This is a genomic window from Pacificimonas pallii, assembly GCF_019204005.1.
Lineage (GTDB): Bacteria > Pseudomonadota > Alphaproteobacteria > Sphingomonadales > Sphingomonadaceae > Pacificimonas > Pacificimonas pallii.
Window position 1 is genome coordinate 855,560 of record NZ_JAGSPA010000001.1, and the last position, 25,402, is coordinate 880,961.

Genomic DNA, 25,402 nt, shown 5'->3' on the forward strand with positions numbered 1-25,402 from the left:
CCATCATCTGTCTGTCACATGCTCGTCATATGGATGCGGCATGGGCGGGTGAACATGAATTCCAGCCGGATGGGCCCTTATGGGTTCCTGTGCGGTGCCCAATTTAGAAGAGGATGCTTCTTTCCATGCGCAAATTTCTCCCTGCTCTGACGGCGGCAACGGCTGTTCTGGCCCTTGCGGCCTGCGACAATAATTCTAGTGGTACGCCCTCTGACGGCGCTGAGGCCGCATCGGCCAGCCCCGCAATTCGCATTGTCGGTTCCTCCACGGTCTATCCGTTCACGACCGCTGTTGCAGAGAACTTCAACAACACCAACCCGAATGCCGCGGCGCCGATCGTCGAATCCACCGGCACGGGCGGGGGTATGAAGCTGTTCTGCGCGGGCGTTGGCCTTGAGCATCCGGATATCTCCAACGCGTCGCGCCGGATCAAGGCCAGCGAAGTCGAGATGTGCAACGCGAATGGCGTGCAGCAGATTCTGGAAATCCAGGTCGGTATTGACGGCATCGCCTTCGCGCAAAGCCGCGATGCACAGGACATGCCGCTGACGGCGGAGCAGCTTTACCGCGCACTTGCGGCCACCGCCCCCGATGGCAGCAAGAATGCGGTTACCAACTGGAACCAGGTTGATCCAAGCCTTCCCGATCGCCGCATCGAAGTCCTCGGCCCGCCGCCGACGTCCGGCACGCGCGACGCATTTAACGAACTCGTGATGCAGTCCGGCTGCGAGGAAGTCCCCGAGGTTGCCGCTCTTGAAGCGCAGGACGAGGATTTGTTCGAAGAACGCTGCACGAAGCTGCGGGAAGACGGTGTGTTCGTCGAGGCTGGCGAAAACGACAATCTGATCGTTCAGAAGCTGGTATCGAACCCGGTTGCCGTCGGTATCTTCGGCTATTCTTATCTTGAGGAAAATCTCGACAAGATCGCGCCGCTGACGCTGAACGGTGTGACACCGACCTATGAAGACATCGCAAGCGGTGCCTACATCGCCGCTCGTCCGCTCTATATCTATGTAAAGGGGGAGCACATGACGGCGAAGCCTGACCTCGCGGCATTCCTCGCGGAATATACCAGCGAAGCCACATCGGGGCCTGACGGCTATCTGCGCAACCGCGGTCTGATCGCAGCGACAGACGACGTCCGGGCTGCCAACCGTGACGCTGCGGAGAACGGCACGGTTCTGGACGCAAGCACGCTGTAAGTTTTTTAACCCCCGACCGCCGTTGTTGACATAGCGCGGCGGCGACCTGGCCCGGGCTGTTTCGGCAGCCCGGGTTTTTTCGTCAATTTAGATGTTAAGGCCCGTCAGTCCGCCGAATGACGTAACGGGAAAAGGGAGGCAGTTGCTAGCCCGCCTTCGGTACCAGCCTCATCATGCGGCCGTCCTCACCGTCTTCCAGCACATAGATGTTGCCATCGGGACCCTCTTCGACCTCGCGAATGCGCGTTCCCATATCGTAGCGTGCGATCTCCCCGGCATTTTCGCCGTCCAGGGAAACGTTGACGATGGCCATGGAGGACAGACCGCCAATCAGGCCGGTGCCCTGCCATGCCGGAAACCTGTCACCGGAATAAACGATGAAGCTGGAGGGCGAAATGACCGGCGTCCAGGTCTGCTCGGGCGCGTTGTAGCCGTCGCCGTCGCTGTGGTCCGGTATATCGCGGCCGTCATAATGATCGCCATTGGAAACGCGCGGATAGCCGTAATTGTCGCCTTTCACGACCATGTTCAACTCATCGCCGCCAGCAGGCCCCATTTCATGATTCCACAAATTGCCATCGCTATCGAAGGCGATGCCAAGGGGATTGCGATGGCCAAGGCTCCAGATCTGCGCCGTGACGCCGCCCTGATCGGCAAAGGGATTGTCAGCGGGCACGCTGCCATCGTCGTTCAATCGCAGGATCTTGCCCATATTGGACTGCATGTCTTGCGCAGGCTCGAATTTCTGCCGCTCGCCGGAGCTGATCCACAGCATGCCGTCGGCGTCAAAGGCGATGCGATGGCCATAATGCCCGCGACCCGTCACCTTCGGAAACTGGCGCCAGATCACGTCCATGCCGGTGAAGCTACAGCTCGATACCGCTTCGCAGTCGAGTCTTCCGCGCGCCACGGCGGCGCCGCGCGTGTCGTCGTCACCCGCCTCGGCATATGAGATGTAGATCAAGCCATTTTCGGCGAAGTCCGGATGCGCGACGACATCGCCAAGCCCGCCCTGGCCGCCATAGTCCACCTCCGGCATGCCGGTGACATCGCCGATCAGGCCGACTTTCGGGTCGAAAAACTTCATCGTGCCCGGCTTTTCCGTCACGAGCATCAGGCCGTCGGGAAGAAATGTCATCGCCCATGGTTCGTCGAAGGTTTCCAGCTCTTCGATATCAAAGCTCACCTTTTCTGCTGACGTCGCGTCCGTTTCTTCAGTTGCGGCAACGGTCTCGTCGGCGACCCCTTCGGACATGCTGCATCCGCCCAGCGCGAGGGCGGCACCAACGGTTGTCGTCAGAAAAAGCGAAGCGGGAAAGCGGGTCATTCTACTGTATCTCCGGATTTGATGGGGAGGGCCTTGCGCGAGAGATTAGGCGAATCTATATCGGAAGTCATCTTCCACATGGTTAGCCGCTTGGAAGCTGGTTCCGATCCCCGGACCCGGCCCACAAACGCTATGCCGCAAGCAACAGGATTGTCGTTCTGGCTGATATCGCTGCCCTCACCGCTCTTGTCGAGCCGCTGGTGATTGCCCGCGGCTGGGAACTCGTGCGCATCAAGATGACCACGGGCGAGATGGGCAAGACGCTGCAGATCATGGCGGAGGACCCCGCGACCGGCCAGCTGGTCGTCGATCAGTGCGCCGCGCTCAGCCGGGAGGTTTCCGAATTGTTCGATGAGGTCGACCCCATCGAGGAAGAGTATAATCTCGAGGTTTCCTCGCCGGGTATCGACCGGCCACTGACGCGCGCGAAGGATTTCGCGCTGTGGGCGGGGCACAAGGCAAAGATCACGCTGACGGACGCCATTGACGGCCGCAAGAAATTCGCGGGCACATTGCTTGGACTTGAGGGGGAGGCGGCCCAGCTTCGCCTGGAAGATGGTTCGGAAGCGGTGATGACCTTTCCCATTGATGCTATACATGGCGCCAAGCTGGTGCTGACCGATGCGCTGATTGCGGCCACACAGCCGCAGTCACTGAACTAGAGGAACGATTAGACATGGCCACTGCAACCACCGCGAACCGCGCCGAACTGCTTGCCATTGCAGATGCGGTCGCCCGCGAGAAATCCATCGACCGCGCCATCGTGATCGAGGCCATGGAAGAAGCTTTCCAGAAGGGCGCGCGCGCCAAATACGGCCAGGAAAACGACATTCGCGCGAAGATGGACCCCGATACCGGTGACGTGCGCCTGTGGCGCGTCGTCGAGGTTGTCGAGGCGCCGGAAAACAACTTCACCGAAATCTCTGTGGAAAAGGCGCAGGAGCGTGAAGCGGGCGCTGCCATTGGCGACTTCATCGTCGATCCGCTGCCCTCCATCGAATTCGGCCGCATCGCCGCCCAGGCCGCCAAACAGACCATTGTGCAGAAGGTCCGCGATGCCGAGCGCGAGCGTCAGTATGATGAATATAAGGACCGTGCCGGCGAAGTGATCACCGGCATCGTCAAACGCGTCGAATTTGGTCATGTCGTTGTCGACCTTGGCCGCGCGGAAGGCGTGATTCGCCGTGACGAGCAGATTCCGCGCGAATTGCTGCGTGTTGGGGACCGCGTCCGCTGCTACATCAAGGATGTGCGCCGCGAGCTGCGCGGCCCGCAGATTTTTCTCTCCCGTTCTGCCGGTGAGTTCATGAAGCTGCTGTTCGCGCAGGAAGTGCCCGAAATCTACGATGGTATTATCGAGATCAAGGCCGTCGCCCGCGATCCGGGCAGCCGCGCGAAGATCGGCGTCATTTCCTATGATGGTTCCATCGACCCGGTCGGCGCCTGCGTCGGCATGAAGGGCAGCCGCGTTCAGGCTGTCGTGCAGGAATTGCAGGGCGAGAAGATCGACATCATCCCCTGGTCCGAGGATACGGCGACATTTGTCGTGAACGCGCTTCAGCCCGCCGAGGTCGCGAAGGTTGTGATCGATGAGGATGAGAACCGCATCGAAGTCGTGGTCCCGGACGAGCAATTGTCGCTTGCCATTGGCCGCCGTGGTCAGAATGTGCGCCTCGCCAGCCAGATTTCCGGGCACCAGATCGACATCCTGACCGAGGATGAGGAGTCCGCGCGGCGTCAGGAGGAATTCACCACGCGTTCCGAGATGTTCATGAACGAACTGGACGTCGATGAGACGCTGGCACAGCTGATTGTGGCAGAGGGTTTCTCCGAAATGGAAGAAGTGGCCTATGTCGAAGCCGAGGAAATCGCCGCTATTGAAGGCTTTGACGAAGACCTTGCCGAAGAGCTGCAGAATCGTGCCCGTGAGGCGCTGGAGGTTCGCGACCAGAAGGCGCGTGAGAAGCGCCGCGCGCTTGGTGTCGAGGATGCCGTGGCTGAGATCGAGGGCCTTACCGAGAGGATGCTCGTCACCCTTGGCGAAAATGGCGTCAAGACGCTTGACGACCTCGGCGACCTTGCCACTGATGAACTGGTTTCCAAGCGCGATGGCTTCCTGAAGGATTACGACCTGTCCGAAGATGATGGTAACCGCATCATCATGGCCGCGCGCGCGCACTGGTTCGAGGATGAGGATGCCGCGAACACTGATTCCGGGGAGGTCGCCGATGCGACAGAGCCCCAATGAGCCTGTAAGGACGTGCATATTATCGCGTGACGCGGCTCCGCGGACGGCGCTCATCCGGCTGGCACTTGGGCCGGACGGCGACGTTATGCCGGACCTTGCGGCGAAGGCGCCGGGGCGCGGGGCATGGCTGGGCGTGGATGCGCCCACGCTGCGCATCGCCCAGGGCAAGGGCCAGCTGAAGGGAGCGCTTGTGCGCGCTTTCAAGGGCGATGTGCGCTCTGTTCCGGATGATCTTGCCGCATCGATCATGACGCAGATGCAGCAGCGGACCATGGACACGCTGGGTCTGGCAATGAAGGCCGGGCATCTGATATTCGGGTTTGAACGCGTACGGTCGGCGGCGAAGTCGGGGACCGCGCTGCTGCTGCTGCATGCCGCCGATGCGGCGCAGGACGGCCGGGGCAAGCTGGACCGTGCGCAGCATGCCGCCTTGCAATCTGCGGGGCGCAAGGCCAAGTCGCTCACGCTGCCTCTCGACCGGGCGGCGCTTTCCGTGGCGCTCGGTCAGGGAAATGTGGTACATGTGGCGGTCACCGATAAAGGTGCCGCGGAACGAGTAGAGGCTGCCGCGGATCGGTGGCGGGCCTTTTCAGGTCTTGATGGTGAAATTGGCGTGTCCGCCGAGGACGCGGCAGAAGGTATTGAAGGATAGTATGAGCGACGAGAAGAAAACCCTGACACGTAAGCCTCTGGGCCTGAAGAAAACCGTCGATGGCGGTCAGGTGCAGCAGCAGTTCAGTCACGGGCGCAAGAATACCGTCGTCGTCGAGCGGAAACGCCGCTTCGTGCCGAAAAAACCGGGCGAGGAAGCGGTGAAAACGCCCGAGCCTGAAGTCGTGAAGGCGCCTGAGCCCAAGAAGGTCGCGCCAAAAGTCGCGGCGAAGCCGAAACCGGCACCCGTCGCGAAGCCGCCCGTGCGCAGGCAATCCGAGGCCGAGCAGACCATGTCCCGCAAGGAATTGCAGGAAAAGCTGCTGCGCGAGGCCGAAGAGGCGCGCCTGAGAACGGCCGAAGACGCCAGCCGCCGCGAAGAGAACGCGAAGACCGAAGCGCTTGAAAGAGAAAAGCGCCGCGCCGAGGAAAATGCGCGTAAGGCCGAGGAAGAAAAGCGCGCCGAACAGGAAGCTGCCGAGCGCGAAAAACAGGAACGCGCCGCCGCTGAGGCTGCCGCCAACGCGCCCGATCCTGATGCCGAGGCGATTACGGAGCGCAAAGGCCCTTCGCGCAAGAAGGACGACCGCAAGGACGCGAAGAAGGATGAATCGCGCGGTCCCGATCGCCGACGGTCCGGCAAGCTGACCATCAAGAACGCCATGCGGTCCGAGGATGGCCGTCCGATGTCGATGGCGCGCCTGCGCCGCCAGCGTGAGAAGGCGCACAACCAGCATGCCTTCGACGTGTCAAAGACCAAGAAGCAGGTTCGCGATATCGTTGTGCCGGAGGCAATCGCCGTTCAGGAGCTTGCCAACCGCATGTCCGAGAAGGGCGCCGACCTCGTCAAGGCGCTGTTCAACATGGGTTCGATGGTGACCGTCAACCAGACCATCGATCAGGACACGGCGGAACTGCTGGTCGAGGAATTCGGTCATAATGTGAAGCGCGTCAGCGAAGCCGATATCGAGGTTGGCCTGATTGGCACGGATGATGACGAGGCAGCGGACCTGAAACCGCGTCCGCCCGTCGTTGCGATCATGGGGCATGTCGATCATGGCAAGACCTCATTGCTCGATGCCTTGCGCGGTACCGACGTGATTGCAGGCGAAGCCGGCGGGATTACCCAGCACATCGGCGCCTATCAGGTGACGCCAAAGGGCGGTGGGACGATCACGTTCCTGGATACGCCGGGCCACGAGGCCTTTACCGACATGCGTATGCGCGGTGCCAATGTCACCGATATCGTCATTCTGGTCGTGGCGGCCGATGACGGCCTGATGCCGCAGACGATCGAGGCGATCAAACATACGAAGGCCGCCGGCGTGCCGATGATCGTGGCCATCAACAAGATGGACAAGGCCGGTGCCGACCCCACCACGATCCGCACGCGCCTTCTGGAGCATGAAGTCATCGTCGAGGCGATGTCGGGCGATGTGCAGGACGTTGAAATTTCCGCGCTGAAAAAAGAAGGTCTCGACAAGCTGATCGAGGCAATCAACCTGCAGGCGGAACTTCTGGAACTGAAGGCGAATCCGGACCGCGATGCCGAAGCGACGGTGATCGAGGCGAAGCTGGACAAGGGCCGCGGCCCGGTCGCGACCGTTCTGGTCAATCGCGGCACGCTGAAGCGCGGCGATATTTTCGTCGTCGGCTCGGAATCCGGCAAGGTGCGCGCGCTCGTCGACGAACATGGCAAGCAGGTGAAGACAGCCGGTCCTTCGAAGCCTGTCGAAGTTCTTGGCCTGTCGGGCGCGCCCATGGCGGGCGATATGCTTGCCGTTGTCGAAGATGAAGGCCGCGCCCGCGAAGTCGCTGAATACCGTGCCGCCGCGATCAAGAAAAAACGTCTGGTCACCGCGCCGACGAATGTGGACGCACTGTTTGCGGCCCATGCGGACAAGGCAGAAGAATATCCCGTCGTCATCAAGGGTGACGTGCAGGGTTCGGTCGAGGCGATTGTCTCCTCTTTGAACGGCCTGTCGAACGACGACATCAAGGTGCGCGTGCTGCATTCCGGCGTCGGTGCCATCACTGAATCCGACGTGTCGCTCGCCGCCGCGTCGAACGCGCCGATCTTTGGCTTCAACGTGCGCCCCAATGCGAAGGCCCGCGATGTCGCGTCGAAGGAAGGTGCGGAACTGCGCTATTATGATGTGATTTACGATCTCCTCGACGAGACCAAGGCCGCCATGGCCGGGCAGCTTGGCCCCGAGCGGATCGAGAATGTCGTCGGCCGCGCAGAGGTCAAGGAAGCCTTCCCTGCCGGAAAGACCGGCCGCGCCGCCGGCCTCCTCGTCACCGAGGGCGTCATCAAGAAGAACATCCTTACCCGCATCACGCGCGACGATGTCATCATCTACAATGGCAAGGTCGCGAGCCTCCGCCGCTTCAAGGATGACGTGGACGAAGTCCGTTCCGGTCTGGAGTGCGGCGTGGTCTTCGACAGCTTCAAGGACATCAAGCCTGGCGACATGCTGGAAACCTTCGAAGTCGAGGAGCGCGAACGGACGCTGTAACCAGCTTTCCTGTCCCCTCTGGGGGAGAGGCGGAGTGAAGGAAGCGAAACCCCGGGGGTGGGCGAGGCATTCAGCGCGGAGCATTGTCTTCGCTCGATAAACCGACGCCCCGCCCGCACCCCTCCCCAAGAAGGGAAGGGAGAAAAGCGAACATGAAACAGACCCAAACCCCCGAAAGCAAGTCCGTCCGCCTCCTGAAAGTTGGCGAGCAGGTGCGTCATGTTCTCGCGCAGGTATTGCAGCGCGGCGAGGTGAGCGACCATGAGCTGAATGACATGATCGTGTCGGTGAGCGAGGTGCGGGTGTCGCCCGACCTTCGCCATGCGGCGGTCTATGTAAAGGAACTTGGCGGGCGCGATGAGGACATGCTGGTCGCGCTGAAGCGTGCGACGAAATTCCTGCGCGGGCAGGTCGCGCGGGCGCTCAGCACGAAATATACCCCGGAACTGAAATTTCGCCTGGACGAAAGCTATGCCGAGGCGGCGAAGATCGATGCGCTGCTCAGGTCGGAAAAGGTCGCCAAAGACCTGGCAAGCGACGAAGAGGAATGAGCCCGGACGTGATCCTGGGGACTGCACTTGCGGACGGTGATATCAGGCTCGCGCCGTTTCAGGATACCCACCTTCCCGCATTGAGGCAGGCATGTGCCGAGGATCAGGACGTCTGGGACATCTATCCCTACTCCATGCTCGGCGCGCATTTCGACGTCGCAGTGGCACGGCTCGCGCAGCTGGCAGAGGCGGGCAGCTGGGTGCGCTATACCGCCTTTCACGAAGGCCGCCTGGTCGGCATGACGAATTACATCAATCCCGATAAAGCCAATGGCGTCGTCGAAATCGGCGGCACCTATTTCGTGCCGTCGGTACGCGGCACCGCTTTCAACGGGGCGATCAAGCGCCTGATGATCGACCACGCCTTTGCCGCTGGCTTTCGAAGGGTGGAGTTTCGCGTCGATGCCCGGAATGGCCGGTCGCAGCGCGCTGTCGAGAAGCTGGGTGCCGTTCGCGAAGGGCAGCTGCGCCGGAACAGGGTGACCTGGACGGGCTATGTCCGCGACACAGTGGTTTTCGGCCTCCTCGCTGACGAGTGGCAGGCGCGCTAGGGGCAGAGCCAATGGCGAAACTCTATTTCTATTATGCGTCGATGAATGCCGGGAAGTCGTCCACTTTGCTTCAGGCATCTTTCAATTATCGCGAGCGTGGTATGGAGACGATGCTGTGGACCGCCGCCATCGACCAGCGCGCCGACTCTGGTGCGATCGCATCCCGTATCGGCCTGAACGCGGATGCGCACCGGTTTGGAGACGGGACCGACCTATACGCCGAGGTTACGCGGCAGCACAGCGGTTCAAGACTGGCCTGCGTTCTGATCGACGAGGCGCAGTTCCTGTCAAAGGCGCAGGTCTGGCAGTGCGCGCGTCTGGCGGACGAACAGGACATCCCGGTCCTTTGCTACGGCCTGCGCACGGATTTTCAGGGAGAGCTGTTCGAAGGTTCGGGCACGCTGCTCGCCATCGCCGATTCGCTCGTGGAACTGAAGGCAGTCTGCGAATGCGGGCGCAAGGCGACCATGAACCTGCGCGTCGATGCCGCCGGTACGGCCATCACGGACGGGGATCAGGTCGAGATTGGCGGCAACGACCAGTATATCGCGCTTTGCCGCCGCCATTTCATACGGCGGCTGGCCGGCTGACCCACCTGTTTTTACGTTACCTCCGCTTCCCCGCACCTGACATGGATTTCACATGACGGCGATTCACGGCTGGATCATCATGGACAAGCCGCTCGGCATCACGTCGGCGGGCGGCGTCGCGCGTGTGAAGCGGCTGATGCGCGAACATGGCATCAGGAAGCCCAAGGTCGGCCATGGCGGCACGCTCGATCCGCTGGCTACAGGCGTGCTGCCGATTGCGCTCGGCGAAGCGACCAAATTGACCGGGCGCATGCTGAACGGCGACAAGGGCTACGACTTCACCATCACCTTCGGATCGGCGACAGCCACCGACGATCTGGAGGGCGACATTGTCGAGGAGAGTGCGCATCGACCGTCCCTTGCCAGCGTGCAGGATGTGCTGCCGCAGTTTACCGGGCCGATCACTCAGCGTCCGCCTGCCTATTCCGCGCTGAAAGTGGACGGCGAACGCGCCTATAAACGCGCGCGCGCCGGCGAGGTGCTGAACATGGCGGAGCGCGGGGTGACCGTGCACGAACTCATCATATCGACGACCTGCGGCGCCCCGCCGGATGCCGACGCGCTGGACCAGATCACCCTTTCCGCCACTGTTTCCAAAGGCACTTATGTCCGCGCGCTTGCCCGCGACATCGCGGTCGCCCTTGGCACTGCCGGTCATGTCAGCATGCTGCGCCGCACGGCCTGCGGGCCGTTCGCCCTTGAAAGTGCGATCACGCTGGACAATCTGATGGAAAGCGCTATGGAGCGCGGCTTGGAGAGCGTGGTGCTCCCCATGACGACAGGGCTGGACGACATCCCGGCTTTGCCTGTCACCGCCGAAGAGGCTGGTATCCTGAGACATGGACAGCAGCTCTCCGGATGTCCCGAACCGGACGGACTTAAGATCGCGATGATGGAGGAAATTCCTGTCGCGCTCGTTGCTGTTGAAAACGGCATCGTCCGGGTGGAGCGGGGTTTTAATCTTTGAATGAAAAGGAGTTACGATGTCGATTACCGCTGAACGCAAGCAAGAGCTGATCAAGGAACATGCCCGCGAAGAGGGCGACACCGGTTCCCCCGAAGTGCAGGTTGCGATCCTTTCGGAGCGCATCTCCAACCTTACGGAGCACTTCAAGGATCATCATAAGGACAACCACTCGCGGCGCGGACTGCTGATGCTTGTGAACAAGCGTCGCAAGCTGCTCGACTATCTGAACGCGAAAGATTCGGAGCGCTACGAAGCGATCCGCAGCAAGCTGGGCCTTCGCCGCTAAAGGCAGGCCCATAAGAGGGCGTCCCCGCGTGAGGACGCCCGTCTTATATTCACTTCACGCACAAGGCCGACGGACGCGATGGGCGTGTCCTCGGTAGTAGGTTGCCGGGCGGGCATTTTTGGTTCGTTTCCGGCTATTGGAAAGACAGAACCATTATGTTCGATAAACATATCGTAGAAACCACCTGGGGCGGCAAGAAGCTGACCCTGGAAACCGGGCGTATCGCCCGCCAGGCTGACGGCGCGGTTCTCGCGACGCTCGGCGAAACCGTCGTGCTTTGCGCCGTTACGGCGGCAAAGTCGGTGAAGCCGGGGCAGGATTTCTTCCCCCTCACCGTTCACTATCAGGAAAAATTCTCCGCAGCCGGCCGTATCCCCGGCGGCTTCTTCAAGCGCGAAGGCCGGCCGACGGATCATGAAACGCTGACCAGCCGCCTGATCGATCGTCCGATCCGCCCGCTCTTCCCCGAAGGCTTCCTGAACGAGATCAACGTGATCTGTCAGGTCATGTCCTATGATGGCGAGAATGAGCCAGACGTGCTGGCCATGGTCGCCGCGTCCGCTGCGCTGACCATTTCCGGTCTGCCTTTCATGGGCCCGATCGCCTGCGGCCGCGTCGGCTATGTCGCGGGCGAATATGTCCTGAACCCAAGCCGCGATATCGAGGAATCCCAACTCGACCTCGTCGCCGCCGGTACGATGGACGCCGTTCTGATGGTCGAATCCGAAGCCAAGGAACTGCCCGAGGATGTCATGCTTGGCGCCGTCATGTTCGCACATGAACATGGCAAGGGTGTCATCGAGGCGATCATCGAACTCGCCGAGAAGGCCGCGAAGGATCCCTGGGAACTCGCGCCCGCCGATAAGGAAGCGGAAGCTGATAAAAAGGCCCTTAAAAAGGCTGTCGGCAAGAAGATCGCCGCTGCCTACAAGATGACGGCCAAGCAGGACCGTCAGGACGCGCTTGCCGCCGCCAAGGAAGAGGGCATGGCCGCACTTGGCGATGACCTCGACGCCACGCGCAAGATGAAGGCCGGGAAAAGCTTCAAGAAGCTGGAAGCCGAAATTGTCCGCGGCGGCATCATCAAGGACAAGACGCGCATCGATGGCCGCAAGCTGGATCAGGTTCGCCCGATCGAGGCCGAAGTCGCCGTCCTCCCCCGCACGCACGGCTCCGCCCTGTTCACGCGCGGCGAAACCCAAGCCATCGTCACGACGACGCTCGGTACTGCGGATTCAGAGCAGATGATCGACGCCATTTACGGCATGTCGAAGCAGCATTTCCTGCTGCACTATAATTTCCCGCCATACAGCGTTGGTGAGGTCGGCCGCTTCGGCGGCACGGGTCGCCGCGAAGTCGGTCATGGCAAGCTCGCCTGGCGCGCGCTCAACCCCGTCATGCCGACGAAGGAAGAGTTTCCCTATACGATCCGCGTCATCTCCGACATCACCGAGTCCAACGGCTCGTCGTCAATGGCATCGGTCTGCGGCGGTTCGCTTGCGATGATGGATGCCGGTGTGCCCCTGAAGCGCCCGGTCTCCGGCATCGCCATGGGCCTCATTCTGGAGGAAAGCGGTGAATTCGCCGTTCTTTCCGACATCCTTGGCGATGAGGATCACCTCGGCGACATGGATTTCAAGGTGGCGGGTACGTCTGAGGGCATCACGTCCCTGCAGATGGATATCAAGGTCGCGGGCATCACCGAAGAGATCATGCACACAGCGCTGGAACAGGCAAAGGGTGGCCGCGCGCACATCCTCGAGCGTATGAACGACGCCCTTGGCGGTACGCGCGAAACCATGTCCGAACACGCGCCGCGTATCGAGACGGTTTCCGTTCCCAAGGACAAGATCCGCGACATTATCGGCACGGGCGGCAAGGTGATTCGCGAGATCGTCGCCGAGACGGGTGCGAAGGTCGACATTGACGATGAGGGTATCGTGAAGGTCTCCTCCAGCGTTGCCAGCGAAATCGAGGCGGCCGTCAACTGGATCAAGGGCATCATCGAAGAACCCGAGGTCGGCACAATCTATACCGGCAAGGTTGTCAGCATTGTCGCCTTCGGCGCATTCGTGAATTTCATGGGCGGCAAGGACGGCCTCGTCCACGTCTCTGAAATCAAGAATGAGCGCGTCGAACAGGTCAGCGACGTGCTGGAGGAAGGGCAGGAGGTCAAGGTGAAGGTGCTCGCCATCGACGACCGCGGCAAGGTCCGCCTTTCCATGCGTGTTGTCGATCAGGAAACCGGCGAAGAGCTGGAAGACACCCGCCCACCGCGCGAGGACAAACCGCGCGGTGATCGTGGTCCCCGTCGCAGCAGCGGCGGCGACCGTGATGGCGGCGGCCGCAGCCGTGGTGGTGATCGTGGTCGCGGCGGTGGCCGCGGACGTGGCCGCAGCCGCGACAATGATGACAGCAGTTCGGACAAGGGCGGCGAAGATGCCGGTCTTCCGGACTTCATCTCCGGCGACGACGACTGATCGCCAGACCATTTTGAACGAAGAGGGGGAGGCCGCAAGGTCTCCCCTTTTTGTTGAGGTCGGCGCTGCAGATGCGATGTGCTACCCGCTGTCCGACATTATTCGTTTGGAGACCGCCCATGCCCACCCGCCGCGAAATCTTGTCCGCCGCCAGCGCCGCCACTGTCATCGCCGCAGCTTCCAGACCTGTTAGTGCCGCCAATCATCAAGGAGCAGGCGCACCGGATCTTTCTGGAAAGGCCATCCTGATCACGGGGACGTCGTCGGGTTTTGGCCATCTGGGCGCGCTGCACTATGCGCGTGCCGGGGCGAAAGTTATCGCGACGATGCGTAACCTGCCAAGGCCGGAGGCAGATGCACTTGTGAAGGCTGCCAAGGACGAGGGTCTCGATCTGCATGTCGTCGAACTTGATGTTCTCGACCCTGACAGCGTCATCGGCGGTGTTGCGAAGGCCGAGCGGCTTGCGGGCGGCGCGCTCGATGTGATCGTGAACAATGCCGGTATCTCCTTCGGCCTGCCCGTCGAGCTTCAGGACGAGGAGGCAGCCAGACTTATGTTCGATACCAATGTGCTCGGGTACCAGCGTGTCGCGCGCGCGGCGCTGCCCGGGATGCGCGATGTGAAACGTGGGCAGGTTTTCAACGTCTCGTCGCAACTTGGCCGTGTCGTGATCCCCGGCTTTGGCCTGTATTCCGCAACCAAGTTCGCCGTCGAGGCGCAGGCCGAACAGATGGCGTACGAGCTCGCACCACATGGTATCGACGTCACGATCATCCAGCCGGGCGGCTATCCGACGGCGATCTGGGAGAATGCGAGCGCCAATACGCAGACACTGATCGACCGGTTGAGCGATGATGAAAAGACCGCGTATCAGGGCTTTATCGACAATGCGACGCGGGTCGGTACTGGCGGCGATAGCGACCCGATGGACATCCCGCGCGCGATTGCCGAGATCATCGCGATGCCTGCGGGCCAGCGGCCGCTGCGCCGCGCGGTGCACCCCGTCACCAGGCCGCAGGAGAAGATCAACGAGGTCAGCGCGGCGACGCAGCTGGCGATTCTGGGTGATTCGCCCTACGGACCGATGGTAAAGGCGGTTCTCGGCTAGGCGCGCGCCCTCTTCCGGGAAGGGAAATGAAGACAGTCCGACGTCGCTGGATTTTCGCGGCCGCAGCCGTATAGATGCTGCCATGAAGACACTTTTTCTGGCCGCTGGTACGGCCCTTTCGCTCTCTTTCGCCGCCGCCGCCTTCGCGCAGGGCCCGTCCCCGGAACTGGTCGCGTCGGTCGACATCCCCTTTGAGAAGTTCACGCTGTCAAATGGACTGACGGTAATCACCCATACAGACCGGAAAGCGCCGATCGTCGCTGTCAGCGTCTGGTATCATGTCGGGTCAAAGGACGAGCCGGAAGGCCGCACGGGGTTCGCGCATTTGTTCGAGCATTTGATGTTCAACGGCAGCGAAAATTATGATGATGAGTGGTTCAAGGCGCTGCAGGAAATGGGCGCGACGGACTATAATGGGACGACCTGGTTCGACCGCACGAATTACTTTCAGAATGTTCCGACGCCCGCGCTTGAGCGCATGCTGTTTCTCGAATCCGATCGCATGGGCCACCTGCTTGGCGCGGTGACGCAGGAGAAGCTGGATGCGCAGCGCGGTGTCGTCCAGAATGAAAAGCGACAGGGCGACAACCGTCCCTTTGGCAAGACCGAATACCGCATATTGGAAGGGCTGTTCCCCAAAGGGCATCCATACCGGCATTCCACCATCGGTTCGATGGCGGATCTGGATGCGGCCAGCCTTGAGGATGTGCAGAGCTGGTTCAAACAATGGTACGGACCGAACAATGCGGTGCTGGTGCTCGCGGGCGATATCGATGCCGCGACCGCGCGGCCGCTGGTCGAGAAATATTTCGGCGATATCCCGGCGGGGCCGGCGCTTGAAAAGCGCCTGAAAGGCTGGGTGCCGAAGCGTGAAAACACCGTGCGCGAGGTCATGGAAGATGATGTCGCCAATTCGCGCGTGTATCGCGCCTGGGCCGCACCGGGCCTGAAGTCGGACGAAGTCCGGCCGCTCAGCATTGCCGCGGCGATTCTCGCAGGCGGCGAATCCTCGCGTCTTTACAAGGCGCTCGTGCGCGATGCGCAGATTGCGACAGGTGTTTCGGGCGGCGTCCAGCCACTGGAAGCTGTCGGCATGCTGCAATTGTCCGCAGATGTGAAACCCGGCGTCGATCCCGCGCTCGTTGAGTCCATGATCGATGCGGAGATCGAACGTTTCCGCCGCGAGGGACCGACGGAGGACGAAGTCGAGCGCGTCGCGATGCGCGTGGTTTCCGGCACCATTCGCGGTCTCGAGGATGTTGGCGGCTTTGGCGGCAAGGCGGTGACGCTGGCGGAGGGTGAGGTTTACACCGGCGATCCCGGGTTCTTCAAAACCGAGCTGACTGATTATGTCGAGGCCACGCGCGGGGAGGTTCAGGCTGCTGCGCAGGCGTGGATGGGCGCAGGCGGTTATCAGCTGCTCGTGACGCCGGTGGGCGATCTGACCACGACGGCGGGCGTCGATCGTTCCGAACTGCCCACTGTCGGCGACCTGCCGAAGCTCGATTTTCCGGATGTGGAACGTGCGACTCTCGGCAACGGCATCGAAGTGACATTCGCACGGCGCGCGTCTGTTCCGGTCGTCAATATTTCCATGGTGTTCGACGCCGGCGATGCGGCAGACCCGAAGGAGAAGCCGGGTACGCAGGCCCTGACGCTGTCGCTGCTTGATGAGGGCACTGCGGACATGACCGGCATTGAGATCGCCGAAGCCGAGGAGCGCCTTGGCGCCAGCATCGGCGCGGGCAGCGACCTTGATACCACGACGCTCAGCCTGTCGGCACTCAGCACCAATCTTGCCGCCTCGCTCGACCTTTATGCCGATGTCGTGCGCAATCCGGCCTTTGACGAAGCAGAGCTTGAACGTGTGCGCGGCATACAGCTTGCCAGGATCGATGCCGAAATGAAGCAGCCGAACAGTCTCGCGCTGCGGTTGCTGCCGCCGCTGATTTACGGCGAGGCGCATCCTTATGGGGCGCCGTTGACGGGCACGGGAACGCCGGACGGCGTGAAGGCCGTGACGCGGAGCGACCTGGTCAATTTCCATAGCATGTGGCTGCGTCCGGACAATGCCGCGATTTTCGTCGTTGGCGATACCACGCTGGCGGAAATCGTGCCCATGCTCGAGGCACGCTTTGGAAATTGGGAGCCGCAGAGCCCCGTGAAAGGCGTGAAACTGTTCACACCGGTATCAGCACCCGAATCGGCACGGATCGTCCTTGTGGATCGTCCGGGCGCCCCGCAGAGCTTCATATTTGCCGGTTATCCGCTGCAGGCAAAGGGCACCGACGACAATGTGGCGCTGTCCGTCGCCAATATTCCCCTGGGCGGCATCTTCACTTCCCGGCTGAATACGAACCTGCGAGAGGAGAAGGGCTGGAGCTACGGTGTGCGCACCACGATTTCCGGCGCAGTCGAGCAGCAACCCTTCTATGTCACCGCACCCGTGCAGACCGACAAGACGGGCGAAGCGCTCGCGGAATTGCGCCGCGAACTGACCGAATATGTTGGCGACCGTATGATTACGTCAACGGAAGTATCCGACACGACAGCGTTTCTCTCAGGCCGCCTGCCGGGTGCCTATGAAAGCGCAGGTGCCGTTATGGGCGCGATCCTCGGCAATGCGAAATATGGCCGTCCAGATGATTATCAGGAAACCTATGCACAGCGCCTGTCGCAGCTGACAGAGGCTGAAGTCGCGGCCGCGGCGGCGGCGGAAATCGATCCGAACAAGCTGCTATGGGTCATCGTTGGCGATGCCGATCTGGTCCGCCCACAGCTTGAGGGGCTGGGGCTGCCAATCGAAGAGCGGTAGGCGCGCAAGTCAGAAGACGGGAAAAATAGGCCGAAGCAAAACTCCTGGATTCCTATCATCCTGAGCGCACGCGGAATTCAGTCCGGACGGATATGCCTCGGTGCGATGGCAGCACCCTGGCTCGCCCGCGTTCGCGAGGATGATGGGCTGAGAAAGGCTCTTCCCTTTCAGGCTGCTTCGGCTTCCGGAAACAGCACCGGAGCATCGCCTTCCGCCCAGGGCGCCCGCTTCACCATGGCGCGCTTGAACAGCTCCGAAGCCAAATGACCGGTCAGCCATGCCTGAACGCGCGGGATCGGCTGCGCCGCAAACCAGTCGCGGTCCGTATGCGCGAACTGCCGGACGAACGGGAATAGCGCGATGTCGGTGAAGCCGCGCACGTCGCCGCTCAGCTGCTGTTGACCCGACAGCCGCTCTTCCAGCAGCCGCAGATGCGCGAACCCGGCGGCGCGATGGTCCTGCGGGTCGGTATCGTGCCGCGCTGAATATTTATAGCGGTCGAGATGATGTTTGAACGGCCCGTCATTGGCCGCGATCAGGGCATCGTCGCACCGCGCCAGCCATGCCTCCGGGTCCCGTTGTCCCAGCGCCCAGCGCATGACCGCCAGACTTTCGTCGACCACAATCCCCTCCGTGGTGACAAGCACGGGTACCGTGGCCTTGGGGGATGCCGTGACCATTGCGTCCGGCTTGTCGCTCAGTTTCACCTCGCGCAGTTCCGACGTCACCCCCGCGATCAGCAGCGCCATGCGCGCCCGCATCGCATAGGGGCAGCGGCGAAAGGAATAGAGCGTCGGCAGCTCAGCTTCCATATTCACGCGCCAGGCCCGTCATTCCCTTGCCTGGCGGAATGGCCGTCCCATTCCATTTCGTCCTCAGCAAAGCCATCCGATATATCCGCACTGCCGGGCAGGACCGCGCCCACATGCGCGTCGCCGCGGGCTTTGGCCAGTTTCACCTGCCGCTCGCGCTCGCGATAACCCGCGCGCTGTGCGTCCGTGCGGGTATCGTGGCAGCGCGCGCAGCTAATGCCATCTTCATATAGCGGCGATTCCATGTCGGCGACGGAAAGCGGCATGCGGCAGGCGCGGCACAGGCTGTGCGTGCCCTCGGCCAAGCCGTGCGTGACCGAAACGCGTTCATCAAAAACGAAACACTCGCCCTGCCACAGGCTTTCTTCTGCCCGCACATCCTCCAGATATTTCAGGATACCGCCCTCAAGGTGATAGACGTCCTCGACGCCTTCCGATTTCAGGAACGCCGTCGCCTTTTCGCAGCGGATGCCGCCGGTGCAGAACATGGCCACCTTTGGCGTGACATCTCCGGCCAGCAGGCGCTCGCGCTCTTTCCGGAACCATTTGGGAAACTCGCGAAAGCTCTCGGTTTCGGGGTCGATGGCGCCCGAAAAGGTGCCAATGCCAACTTCATAGTCGTTGCGCGTGTCGATCACGATGGTAGCGGGGTCCGCGATCAGTGCATTCCAGTCGGCGGGTTTCACGTAGGTTCCCGCATTTTGCGCGGGGTCTATATCAGGCTCGCCCATAGTGACGATTTCCCGCTTCATGCGGACTTTCAGCCGGTGGAAGGGCATATCGGAGGCGCGGCTGTATTTTACGCTGGCCCGCGCACAGCCGGGCAGCGCACGGATATGGGCGACGGCCCGGTCAATGCCCGCCGCCGGACCGGCCAGCGTGCCATTAATGCCTTCATGCGCCAGCAGCAGCGTTCCGCGTATGCCTTCGCCTGCGCACAGGTCGAGCAGGGGCTGGCGCAAGTCTTCCGGTGTCTTGAAGGGTGCAAAACAATAAAGGGCGGCGACTTTGATCATGCCCCCTAACTGAAGCTTGGTTTGCGTTTTTCAAGGATTGCCGTGACGGCTTCCCGGTGGTCGCCCGTTTTCTGCAGGACGCCCTGCACGAGCCGGGCCTCTTCCAGATTTTCAGAGAGGGACGCGTTTCGCGCCGTGATCATCAGTCGCTTCGCCTTTCGCAGCGTGACCGGAGGCTGCGCGGCGATGCTGGCGGCAAGCGCCTCTGCGCGCGCCAGCAGGGCATCGTCCGCCGCCACATCCGTCACCAGTCCCCAGTCGAGCGCGGTCGCGGCGTCCACGGCTTCCGATGTCAGCAGCATATGCATCGCCCGCGCATGGCCAATGGTACGCGGCAGCAGCCACGCGCCGCCATCGCCCGGGATCAGACCGACCCTTACGAAACTCTCCGCGAACTTCGCGCTTTCACCTGCGATACGGACATCGCACATCGTCGCCACGTCCAGACCGGCGCCGATGGCATGACCATTGACAGCGGCGATGACGGGAACGCTCAGGCTTTCGAAGGCCAGCGGAATTCGCTGGATACCGGTGCGATACCATTCCGCGATCTCCAGCGCGCTATTCTCTTCGCTCAATTTGCGGATTTCGTTCAGATTGCCGCCTGCGGAAAAGCTCTTTCCCGCCCCGGTCAGGATCACACAACTAATGTCGGTATCCTCTTCGGCGCGCAGCACCGCGTTGATCAACGCCGGCACCACATCATCCGACAGGGCATTACGCGTGTCGGGCCGGTTCAGCGTGATGCGCGCGATTCGGTCAGCGCTCTCATAAAGAACCGGCTCGGACATCTGATCTCCTATTCGTTCGCGACATAGGTTCCATCGAACCAGACGCTCCATTCACCCTCGGTCGCCTGCCATTCCAGAAACTGCGTCAGCGTTCCGTCGGCATTCTTCGTCAAGTCGCCGCGAAAGGCATGCGCGCTCGATCGCCCCGGCGCGAAAAAGACGATTTCGCCTTCCAGGCGCATTTTGCCCGGTTCAACCAGACCGCCCTTCCAGTCAATGACCGTGTTCGGACTGGCCCATAATTGGACCCATTTGCCATCGCGCGGATCCTTGTAACTGGTGCTGCGTCCGTCATCCATGCCGCCGCGCCCTCCAGACCAGCGCTCGAACAGGAAACAGCCATCATAGGCTTTGGAGATGACATTTCGGCCGACATATTGCTGCTTCGCGTTGAAGACATTCCAGTCGCCGATAAAGAAGTCGAACTCGTCTGCGCCTTCCAGGCTTGTACATCCCGGCGGGGTTGGCGGTGCGGGCGCATCTTCCATCTGCTGCGCATGGGCAGCCCCCGACAATATCAATGTCAGGCCAAGCAGCATGTGGTTCAGTTTCATATCGATCTCCAATTCCATCCCATTGTCCCTTTAGGACAATCGGGCGGGTGAATATCCTCAAGCAAGCGGGCGTTATTCCACACGTTCGATGATGATCGCCGGGGCCATGCCGCCTGCTGCGCACATGGTGACCAGACCGCGTTTCAGGCCCTGCCGCTCAAGCTCGTCGATCATGGTACCGATCAGGATGGAGCCGGTCGCGCCAATGGGATGACCAAGCGCGATCGCGCCGCCATTCACATTCACCCGGTCACGCGGCAGGTCGAGATCACGGATGAATTTTTCCGCAACGACAGCGAAAGCCTCGTTGATCTCCCACAGGTCGATATCGTCCTTGCTCAGGCCCGCCTTTTCCAGCACTTTCCTTGCCGCCGGGACAGGGGCATTCAGCATCAGCGTCGGGTCGTCGCCCATGTTCGCGGTCATGACGACACGGGCACGGGGCTTCAGGCCCTTTTCCTTCACATATTTCTCAGATGCGATCAGCACCGCAGCCGCGCCGTCGACGACGCCTGATGAATTGCCCGCATGGTGGAAATGCCTGATCTCCAGATCCGGGTACTTCCGGTTGATCAGGCCGCGAAATGTCGTGCCATCCTTATCGAGCGGGACATCGGCGATTTTGGCAAAGCTTGGCTCCAACTCGCCAAGGCCCTCCATAGTCGTCTGCGGCCGCGGAAACTCTTCCTTGTCGAGCACGATATTGCCGTCTGCGTCGCTTACGGGGATGAGCGACTTATCGAACCGCCCCTCGGCAATCGCGCGCGCCGCCTTTTGCTGGCTGTCATAGCCAAGACGATCCAGCGCTTCGCGGCCGATCCCCTCCATACTGGCGATCGCATCGCCGCAGACGCCCTGATGCGACTGCGGATGCGTGACCTGCAGGCGGTCATTGCCCGATCCCATCATGGCGGCGCCCAGGCCCGCGGCCATTTCCTCACGGCCCCGGTCGGCGGTGTAGGACATCATTTCCGTGCCGCCCGCGACCACCAGGTCTTCCATGCCGGACATCACCTGCGCCGCAGCGAAGTTCACGGCCGTGATGCCACCGCCGCAGAAGCGGTCCAGTGTCGTGCCCGACGAGCGGATGTCGTAGCCCGCGTCCAGTGCCGCCATACGGCCGAGATCGCCGCCCTGCTTGCCCTTCTGCGTGGAGGTGGACCAGATCACATCGTCCACATCGCCGGTGTCGATATCGTTACGCTCGGCTATGGCCTTCAGAACTGTCGCGGCCAGATGTTGCGGGTGCATGTGGGCCAGACTGCCCTTTCCCGTCTTGCCGATTCCGCGCGGGGTCCGGACGGCGTCGATAATATAGGCTTCGGCCATGACGATGCTCCTTCTGAGGCTTCTTTGCCACGAGTTGGAGGCCGCCTGCGCAGGTGCCAAGCTGACGATTCGGTGGGGGCGGATGTTCCCGTGCCCCCTATCTGTGCACCTGTTTGTACCCTGTCCGCGCCTCTGTCCGCACCCGTATCAGCACCGCGTCTGATCGTCTCGGCGCTCAGCCGGATTTTGGCATGCGTACGCCCTCGAAGGTGGAGCCGATGACCTTTCCATCCGCATCCCGGTCGAAGGTCAGCCGCGCGCCCATATCCCCTTCGGGACGCTTCAGGCGAAATGTGTCACCCTCAATATGAACAAACTTCATTGGATATTTCATCGGCTCGTCGGCGAACAGGTCGATCATGATCACTCCGTCGCCGCGCGGCAGGATGTAACTGCCCCAGGGCATGTCCTTGACGCTGTAACTGCCTTCATAGTCGGCAAAAGACCGGGCGGCGGATGCCTTCTTGTCGCCGTCTTCGGACGCGGCGGCAAGGGTTGGCAGCGCAATCGCCAGCACGCCGGCACTCAGATCGTGCGGGGAAATGTCATTGGCGTTCACCATGGAGATGACCGCAATCCGCTTCGCGGGATGCATCGCGAAATTGGCGCGATAGCCATTGCAATACCCATTATGGCCGATCAACGGCATGTCGTTCATCTTGCTGTGCGCGAAGCCGAAACCAAAGGTACCGCCAGCGGGATCGAACGGATCGTGCCAGTGAACCCGGTGCATGTCCCGCAGTGCGGGCCGCGACAGCACTTCGGTTTCGCCGCTTTCGAGCAAACGGAACTGCCATGATGCAAAGCGGGCGAGGTCGCTTACCGAGGCGGCATAGCCCGCTGCGGGCGCGTAGCCTCTCAACTGGTAGGGCGGGAGCGCCGTGCGCTGGCCGGCGCGGTCGTACATCGAATAGCCGCGCGCGAAACTGCGGTCGGCTTCCGCGGTCATCGGCAGGTCGGTGCTGACCCCGTCCAGACCCAGCGGTCCAAGCACGGCCGCGCGCATATAGGCATCGTAGGACTGTCCGCTCGCCGCTGCGATGACCTCGCCCAGCAGCGACATGGCAAGGTTCGAATATTGGAAATTCTCACCGGGCTCATAATCGGCGGCATTGGCCCGCAGGTCGGCGCGCAGTTCTGCCGCCGTTGGAAAATCGCGATCCAGCCAGCCAGCCTGCAGCGGTTCGCGGGGCAGGCCCGAAGCGTGCGAGAGCATGTCGCGCACCGTTACCGGCCCACTGCCTTTTCGCGCCTCACCAGAGAGGGCGTAATCTGGAAGATATGTTGATAGGGGTGCATCGAGATCGATGTGGCCGCCCTCAACCAGCGTCATGACGCCAATCGACGTAAACAGCTTTGATATCGAGCAGACGCTGAAATCGGTTTGCGGCGTCATGGCGACGCCTGCATCCACATCGGCGGCACCATAAGCGGCGCTCCAGATGACGTCCTGATCATGCACCAGCGCGGCGGTCGCGCCGGGTGCCAGCCGGATTTCCATTTGCTTCGTCATCCAGGCCTCGGCCGCGCGCAGGCTGGCGTCCCGCTCAAAATCATCTGCGATGGCCGGTGCGGCAATGCCCAGTGCCGCCGCGATGCCAAGATAGAAGCCGCTCTTCATAATGTTCCGCCCCCGAAGAAAAATGAAAGAGCGGCGTAATCCAGTTCCCGCGCGGCTGCAATGTTTCCGGTGCTGCGCTTTTCGGGGGCTGTTCGCACGCGCGGTCGCTGCATAATCATCTGGCGGAAGAGGGAGAGAGACATGTCAAATGACGTTCTTGTCGAGGCCGACGGCGGTGTGCTGATCGTTACGATCAATCGCCCCGAAGCGAAGAATGCCGTTAATAGGGCGGTCGCGGAAGGCATCGCCGCGGCGATGGACCGGCTGGACGCAGAGGATGAATTGACTGTCGGCATCCTGGCGGGCGCGGGCGGGACATTTTGTTCCGGCATGGATCTGAAGGCATTTCTAAAAGGCGAAACACCCAGCATTAAGGGCCGCGGCTTTGGCGGCATTACGGAGAGACCACCCGCCAAGCCCCTGATTGCGGCGGTGAATGGCTACGGGCTTGCGGGCGGTATGGAGCTTGCCCTCGCCTGCGACATGATCGTGATGGCGTCGGATGCGAAGTTCGGCATTCCTGAGGTAAAACGCGGCCTGGTCGCGGGCGCGGGCGGCCTGATGGCGCTGCCCGATCAGATCCCGCCGAAGGTCGCGATGGAGCTAGCGCTGACCGGTGATTTCATAAGCGCGGCGCGGGCCTATGAACTTGGCCTCGCCAATCGCGTGGTCGACGGCGATGCCCTTGTCGGCGCAAAGGAACTGGCAGCGACAATCGCCGAGAATGGCCCGCTTGCCGTGCGCGTCTCGAAGCAGGTCATGATCGCATCGCGCGGGTGGCATCCGGATGAACGCTTTGAAAAACAGGGCCCGATGATGATGCCCGTGTTCACCAGCGAGGATGCGCGTGAGGGGCCGACAGCCTTCGCCGAGAAGCGCAAGCCGAGCTGGAAAGGCCGCTGACAGAGCTTTCCTCTTGCGAGAGGAAAGGAAACCATCCCAAAAAGGACTGACCCATGAAAACCAAGATCACCGAAATGTTCGGCATCCAGCACCCCATCATTCAGGGCGGCATGCACTGGGTCGGCTTTGCCGAAATGGCCGCCGCGGTTTCGAACGCGGGCGGGCTTGGCATCATCACCGGGCTGACGCAGAGAACGCCCGCCGACCTTGCCAATGAAATCGCGAAATGCCGCGACATGACGGATAAGCCCTTTGGCGTGAATGTGACGTTCCTTCCCACCGTCAACGCGCCCGATTATCCGGGCTATATCAAGGCGATCATCGAGGGCGGTGTGAAGGTTGTGGAAACGGCGGGAAACAATCCGGCGCAGGTGCTGCCGCCGCTGCATGATGCGGGCATCAAGGTGATACACAAATGCACCAGCGTGCGGCACAGCCTGAAGGCGCAGTCCATTGGCTGCGACGCGGTCAGCGTCGACGGTTTCGAATGCGGCGGACATCCGGGCGAGGACGATGTCCCCAACATGATCCTGCTGCCCCGTGCGGCGGACGAGCTGGAGATTCCGTTCGTGGCATCCGGCGGCCAGGCGGATGCGCGCTCTCTGGTGGCCTCGCTCGCCATGGGCGCGGAAGGCATCAACATGGGCACGCGCTTCATCGCGACGAAGGAAGCGCCCGTACATGAGAATGTGAAGCAGGCCATCGTGGCCGCGTCCGAGCTCGATACGCGCCTCGTCATGCGTCCGCTCAGAAATACGGAGCGCGTGATGACGAACGATGCCGTGGAACGTCTGCTGGTGAAAGAGCGCGAACTGGGCGACAAGCTGAAATTCGAAGACATCATCGATGAGGTTGCGGGCGTCTATCCGCGCATCATGTCCGAAGGCGACATGGATGCGGGCGCGTGGAGCTGCGGCATGGTGGCGGGGCTGATCAGCGACATTCCGACCTGCAAGGAACTGATCGACGGCATCATGTCCGAGGCGGATGCGATCATCCGCAAGCGGCTGGAGGGCATGCTGGCGGCCTGAGCGCCGCGCGTACGCGCGCGGGGCCTATCCTTCGCGGGTCAAATCGCCT

The 25,402-nt window shown here is 61.7% G+C and carries 22 protein-coding genes; 15 read left to right on the forward strand and 7 right to left on the reverse strand.

Annotated elements, in window-relative coordinates; all coding sequences use genetic code 11:
• The first annotated feature begins 125 nt into the window (after positions 1–125).
• Positions 126–1,202, forward strand: coding sequence for a substrate-binding domain-containing protein (locus KCG44_RS04015; protein ID WP_255536295.1), 1,077 nt, complete (start codon positions 126–128; stop codon positions 1,200–1,202).
• Positions 1,203–1,347: 145 nt separating this feature from the next.
• Here KCG44_RS04015 and KCG44_RS04020 read toward each other — a convergent pair whose 3' ends face one another.
• Positions 1,348–2,529, reverse strand: a complete 1,182-nt coding sequence (locus KCG44_RS04020; RefSeq protein ID WP_218444356.1) for a PQQ-dependent sugar dehydrogenase — start codon at positions 2,527–2,529, stop codon at positions 1,348–1,350.
• Between the two features lie 158 nt (positions 2,530–2,687).
• Here KCG44_RS04020 and rimP point away from each other — a divergent pair, with 158 nt between their 5' ends.
• The 12 genes from rimP to KCG44_RS04080 all read left to right on the forward strand — a co-directional run bounded on the left by rimP (position 2,688) and on the right by KCG44_RS04080 (position 17,296).
• Positions 2,688–3,191, forward strand: coding sequence for a ribosome maturation factor RimP (gene rimP / locus KCG44_RS04025; protein ID WP_218444661.1), 504 nt, complete (start codon positions 2,688–2,690; stop codon positions 3,189–3,191).
• Positions 3,192–3,205: 14 nt separating this feature from the next.
• Positions 3,206–4,777, forward strand: coding sequence for a transcription termination factor NusA (gene nusA / locus KCG44_RS04030; protein ID WP_218444357.1), 1,572 nt, complete (start codon positions 3,206–3,208; stop codon positions 4,775–4,777).
• A complete protein-coding gene (locus KCG44_RS04035) occupies positions 4,758–5,429 on the forward strand; it encodes a DUF448 domain-containing protein (protein ID WP_218444358.1) in 672 nt (223 codons plus the stop codon). The genes nusA and KCG44_RS04035 overlap by 20 nt, the downstream gene beginning before the upstream one ends.
• Position 5,430: 1 nt before the next feature.
• Positions 5,431–7,947: a translation initiation factor IF-2 gene (gene infB / locus KCG44_RS04040; RefSeq protein WP_218444360.1), complete on the forward strand. Its 2,517-nt coding sequence runs from the start codon at positions 5,431–5,433 to the stop codon at positions 7,945–7,947.
• 152 nt (positions 7,948–8,099) lie between these two features.
• A complete protein-coding gene (gene rbfA / locus KCG44_RS04045; protein WP_218444361.1) occupies positions 8,100–8,498 on the forward strand; it encodes a 30S ribosome-binding factor RbfA in 399 nt (132 codons plus the stop codon).
• Positions 8,495–9,049: a GNAT family N-acetyltransferase gene (locus KCG44_RS04050; protein ID WP_218444362.1), complete on the forward strand. Its 555-nt coding sequence runs from the start codon at positions 8,495–8,497 to the stop codon at positions 9,047–9,049. The genes rbfA and KCG44_RS04050 overlap by 4 nt, the downstream gene beginning before the upstream one ends.
• An 11-nt stretch (positions 9,050–9,060) precedes the next feature.
• Complete coding sequence (locus KCG44_RS04055) at positions 9,061–9,639, forward strand: thymidine kinase (RefSeq protein ID WP_218444363.1); 579 nt, start codon at positions 9,061–9,063, stop codon at positions 9,637–9,639.
• Between the two features lie 52 nt (positions 9,640–9,691).
• A complete protein-coding gene (gene truB / locus KCG44_RS04060; protein WP_218444364.1) occupies positions 9,692–10,606 on the forward strand; it encodes a tRNA pseudouridine(55) synthase TruB in 915 nt (304 codons plus the stop codon).
• A 16-nt stretch (positions 10,607–10,622) separates the two neighbouring features.
• Positions 10,623–10,892: a 30S ribosomal protein S15 gene (gene rpsO, locus KCG44_RS04065; RefSeq protein WP_218444366.1), complete on the forward strand. Its 270-nt coding sequence runs from the start codon at positions 10,623–10,625 to the stop codon at positions 10,890–10,892.
• A gap of 155 nt (positions 10,893–11,047) precedes the next feature.
• Positions 11,048–13,372, forward strand: a complete 2,325-nt coding sequence (gene pnp, locus KCG44_RS04070) for a polyribonucleotide nucleotidyltransferase (RefSeq protein WP_218444367.1) — start codon at positions 11,048–11,050, stop codon at positions 13,370–13,372.
• Between the two features lie 119 nt (positions 13,373–13,491).
• A complete protein-coding gene (locus tag KCG44_RS04075; protein WP_218444368.1) occupies positions 13,492–14,481 on the forward strand; it encodes an SDR family NAD(P)-dependent oxidoreductase in 990 nt (329 codons plus the stop codon).
• A gap of 82 nt (positions 14,482–14,563) precedes the next feature.
• A complete protein-coding gene (locus KCG44_RS04080; protein WP_218444369.1) occupies positions 14,564–17,296 on the forward strand; it encodes a M16 family metallopeptidase in 2,733 nt (910 codons plus the stop codon).
• Between the two features lie 167 nt (positions 17,297–17,463).
• On the opposite strand, the gene KCG44_RS04085 is transcribed toward KCG44_RS04080, so the two are convergent.
• The 6 genes from KCG44_RS04085 to KCG44_RS04110 all read right to left on the reverse strand — a co-directional run bounded on the left by KCG44_RS04085 (position 17,464) and on the right by KCG44_RS04110 (position 23,419).
• A complete protein-coding gene (locus KCG44_RS04085; protein WP_218444662.1) occupies positions 17,464–18,108 on the reverse strand; it encodes a glutathione S-transferase in 645 nt (214 codons plus the stop codon).
• Positions 18,109–18,110: 2 nt separating this feature from the next.
• Entirely contained in the window at positions 18,111–19,124 is a 1,014-nt protein-coding gene (trhO, locus tag KCG44_RS04090) for an oxygen-dependent tRNA uridine(34) hydroxylase TrhO (RefSeq protein ID WP_218444371.1), read from the reverse strand.
• Positions 19,125–19,129: 5 nt separating this feature from the next.
• Positions 19,130–19,915: an enoyl-CoA hydratase-related protein gene (locus KCG44_RS04095; protein WP_218444372.1), complete on the reverse strand. Its 786-nt coding sequence runs from the start codon at positions 19,913–19,915 to the stop codon at positions 19,130–19,132.
• Between the two features lie 8 nt (positions 19,916–19,923).
• Positions 19,924–20,487 carry a hypothetical protein gene (locus tag KCG44_RS04100; RefSeq protein ID WP_218444373.1) on the reverse strand — a complete coding sequence of 188 codons (564 nt, stop codon included), beginning with the start codon at positions 20,485–20,487 and terminating at the stop codon, positions 19,924–19,926.
• A gap of 54 nt (positions 20,488–20,541) precedes the next feature.
• Positions 20,542–21,798, reverse strand: a complete 1,257-nt coding sequence (locus KCG44_RS04105; RefSeq protein WP_218444374.1) for an acetyl-CoA C-acetyltransferase — start codon at positions 21,796–21,798, stop codon at positions 20,542–20,544.
• 175 nt (positions 21,799–21,973) lie between these two features.
• Positions 21,974–23,419: a serine hydrolase gene (locus KCG44_RS04110; RefSeq protein WP_218444375.1), complete on the reverse strand. Its 1,446-nt coding sequence runs from the start codon at positions 23,417–23,419 to the stop codon at positions 21,974–21,976.
• Positions 23,420–23,560: 141 nt separating this feature from the next.
• On the opposite strand from KCG44_RS04110, the gene KCG44_RS04115 reads away from it, so the two are divergent.
• Together KCG44_RS04115 and KCG44_RS04120 are read left to right on the forward strand one after the other, a co-directional pair.
• Entirely contained in the window at positions 23,561–24,322 is a 762-nt protein-coding gene (locus KCG44_RS04115; protein WP_218444376.1) for a crotonase/enoyl-CoA hydratase family protein, read from the forward strand.
• A 53-nt stretch (positions 24,323–24,375) separates the two neighbouring features.
• The gene (locus tag KCG44_RS04120) at positions 24,376–25,353 is read left to right on the forward strand and encodes an NAD(P)H-dependent flavin oxidoreductase (RefSeq protein WP_218444378.1); all 978 of its coding nucleotides are present in this window, start codon (positions 24,376–24,378) and stop codon (positions 25,351–25,353) included.
• The last annotated feature ends 49 nt before the right edge of the window (positions 25,354–25,402 follow it).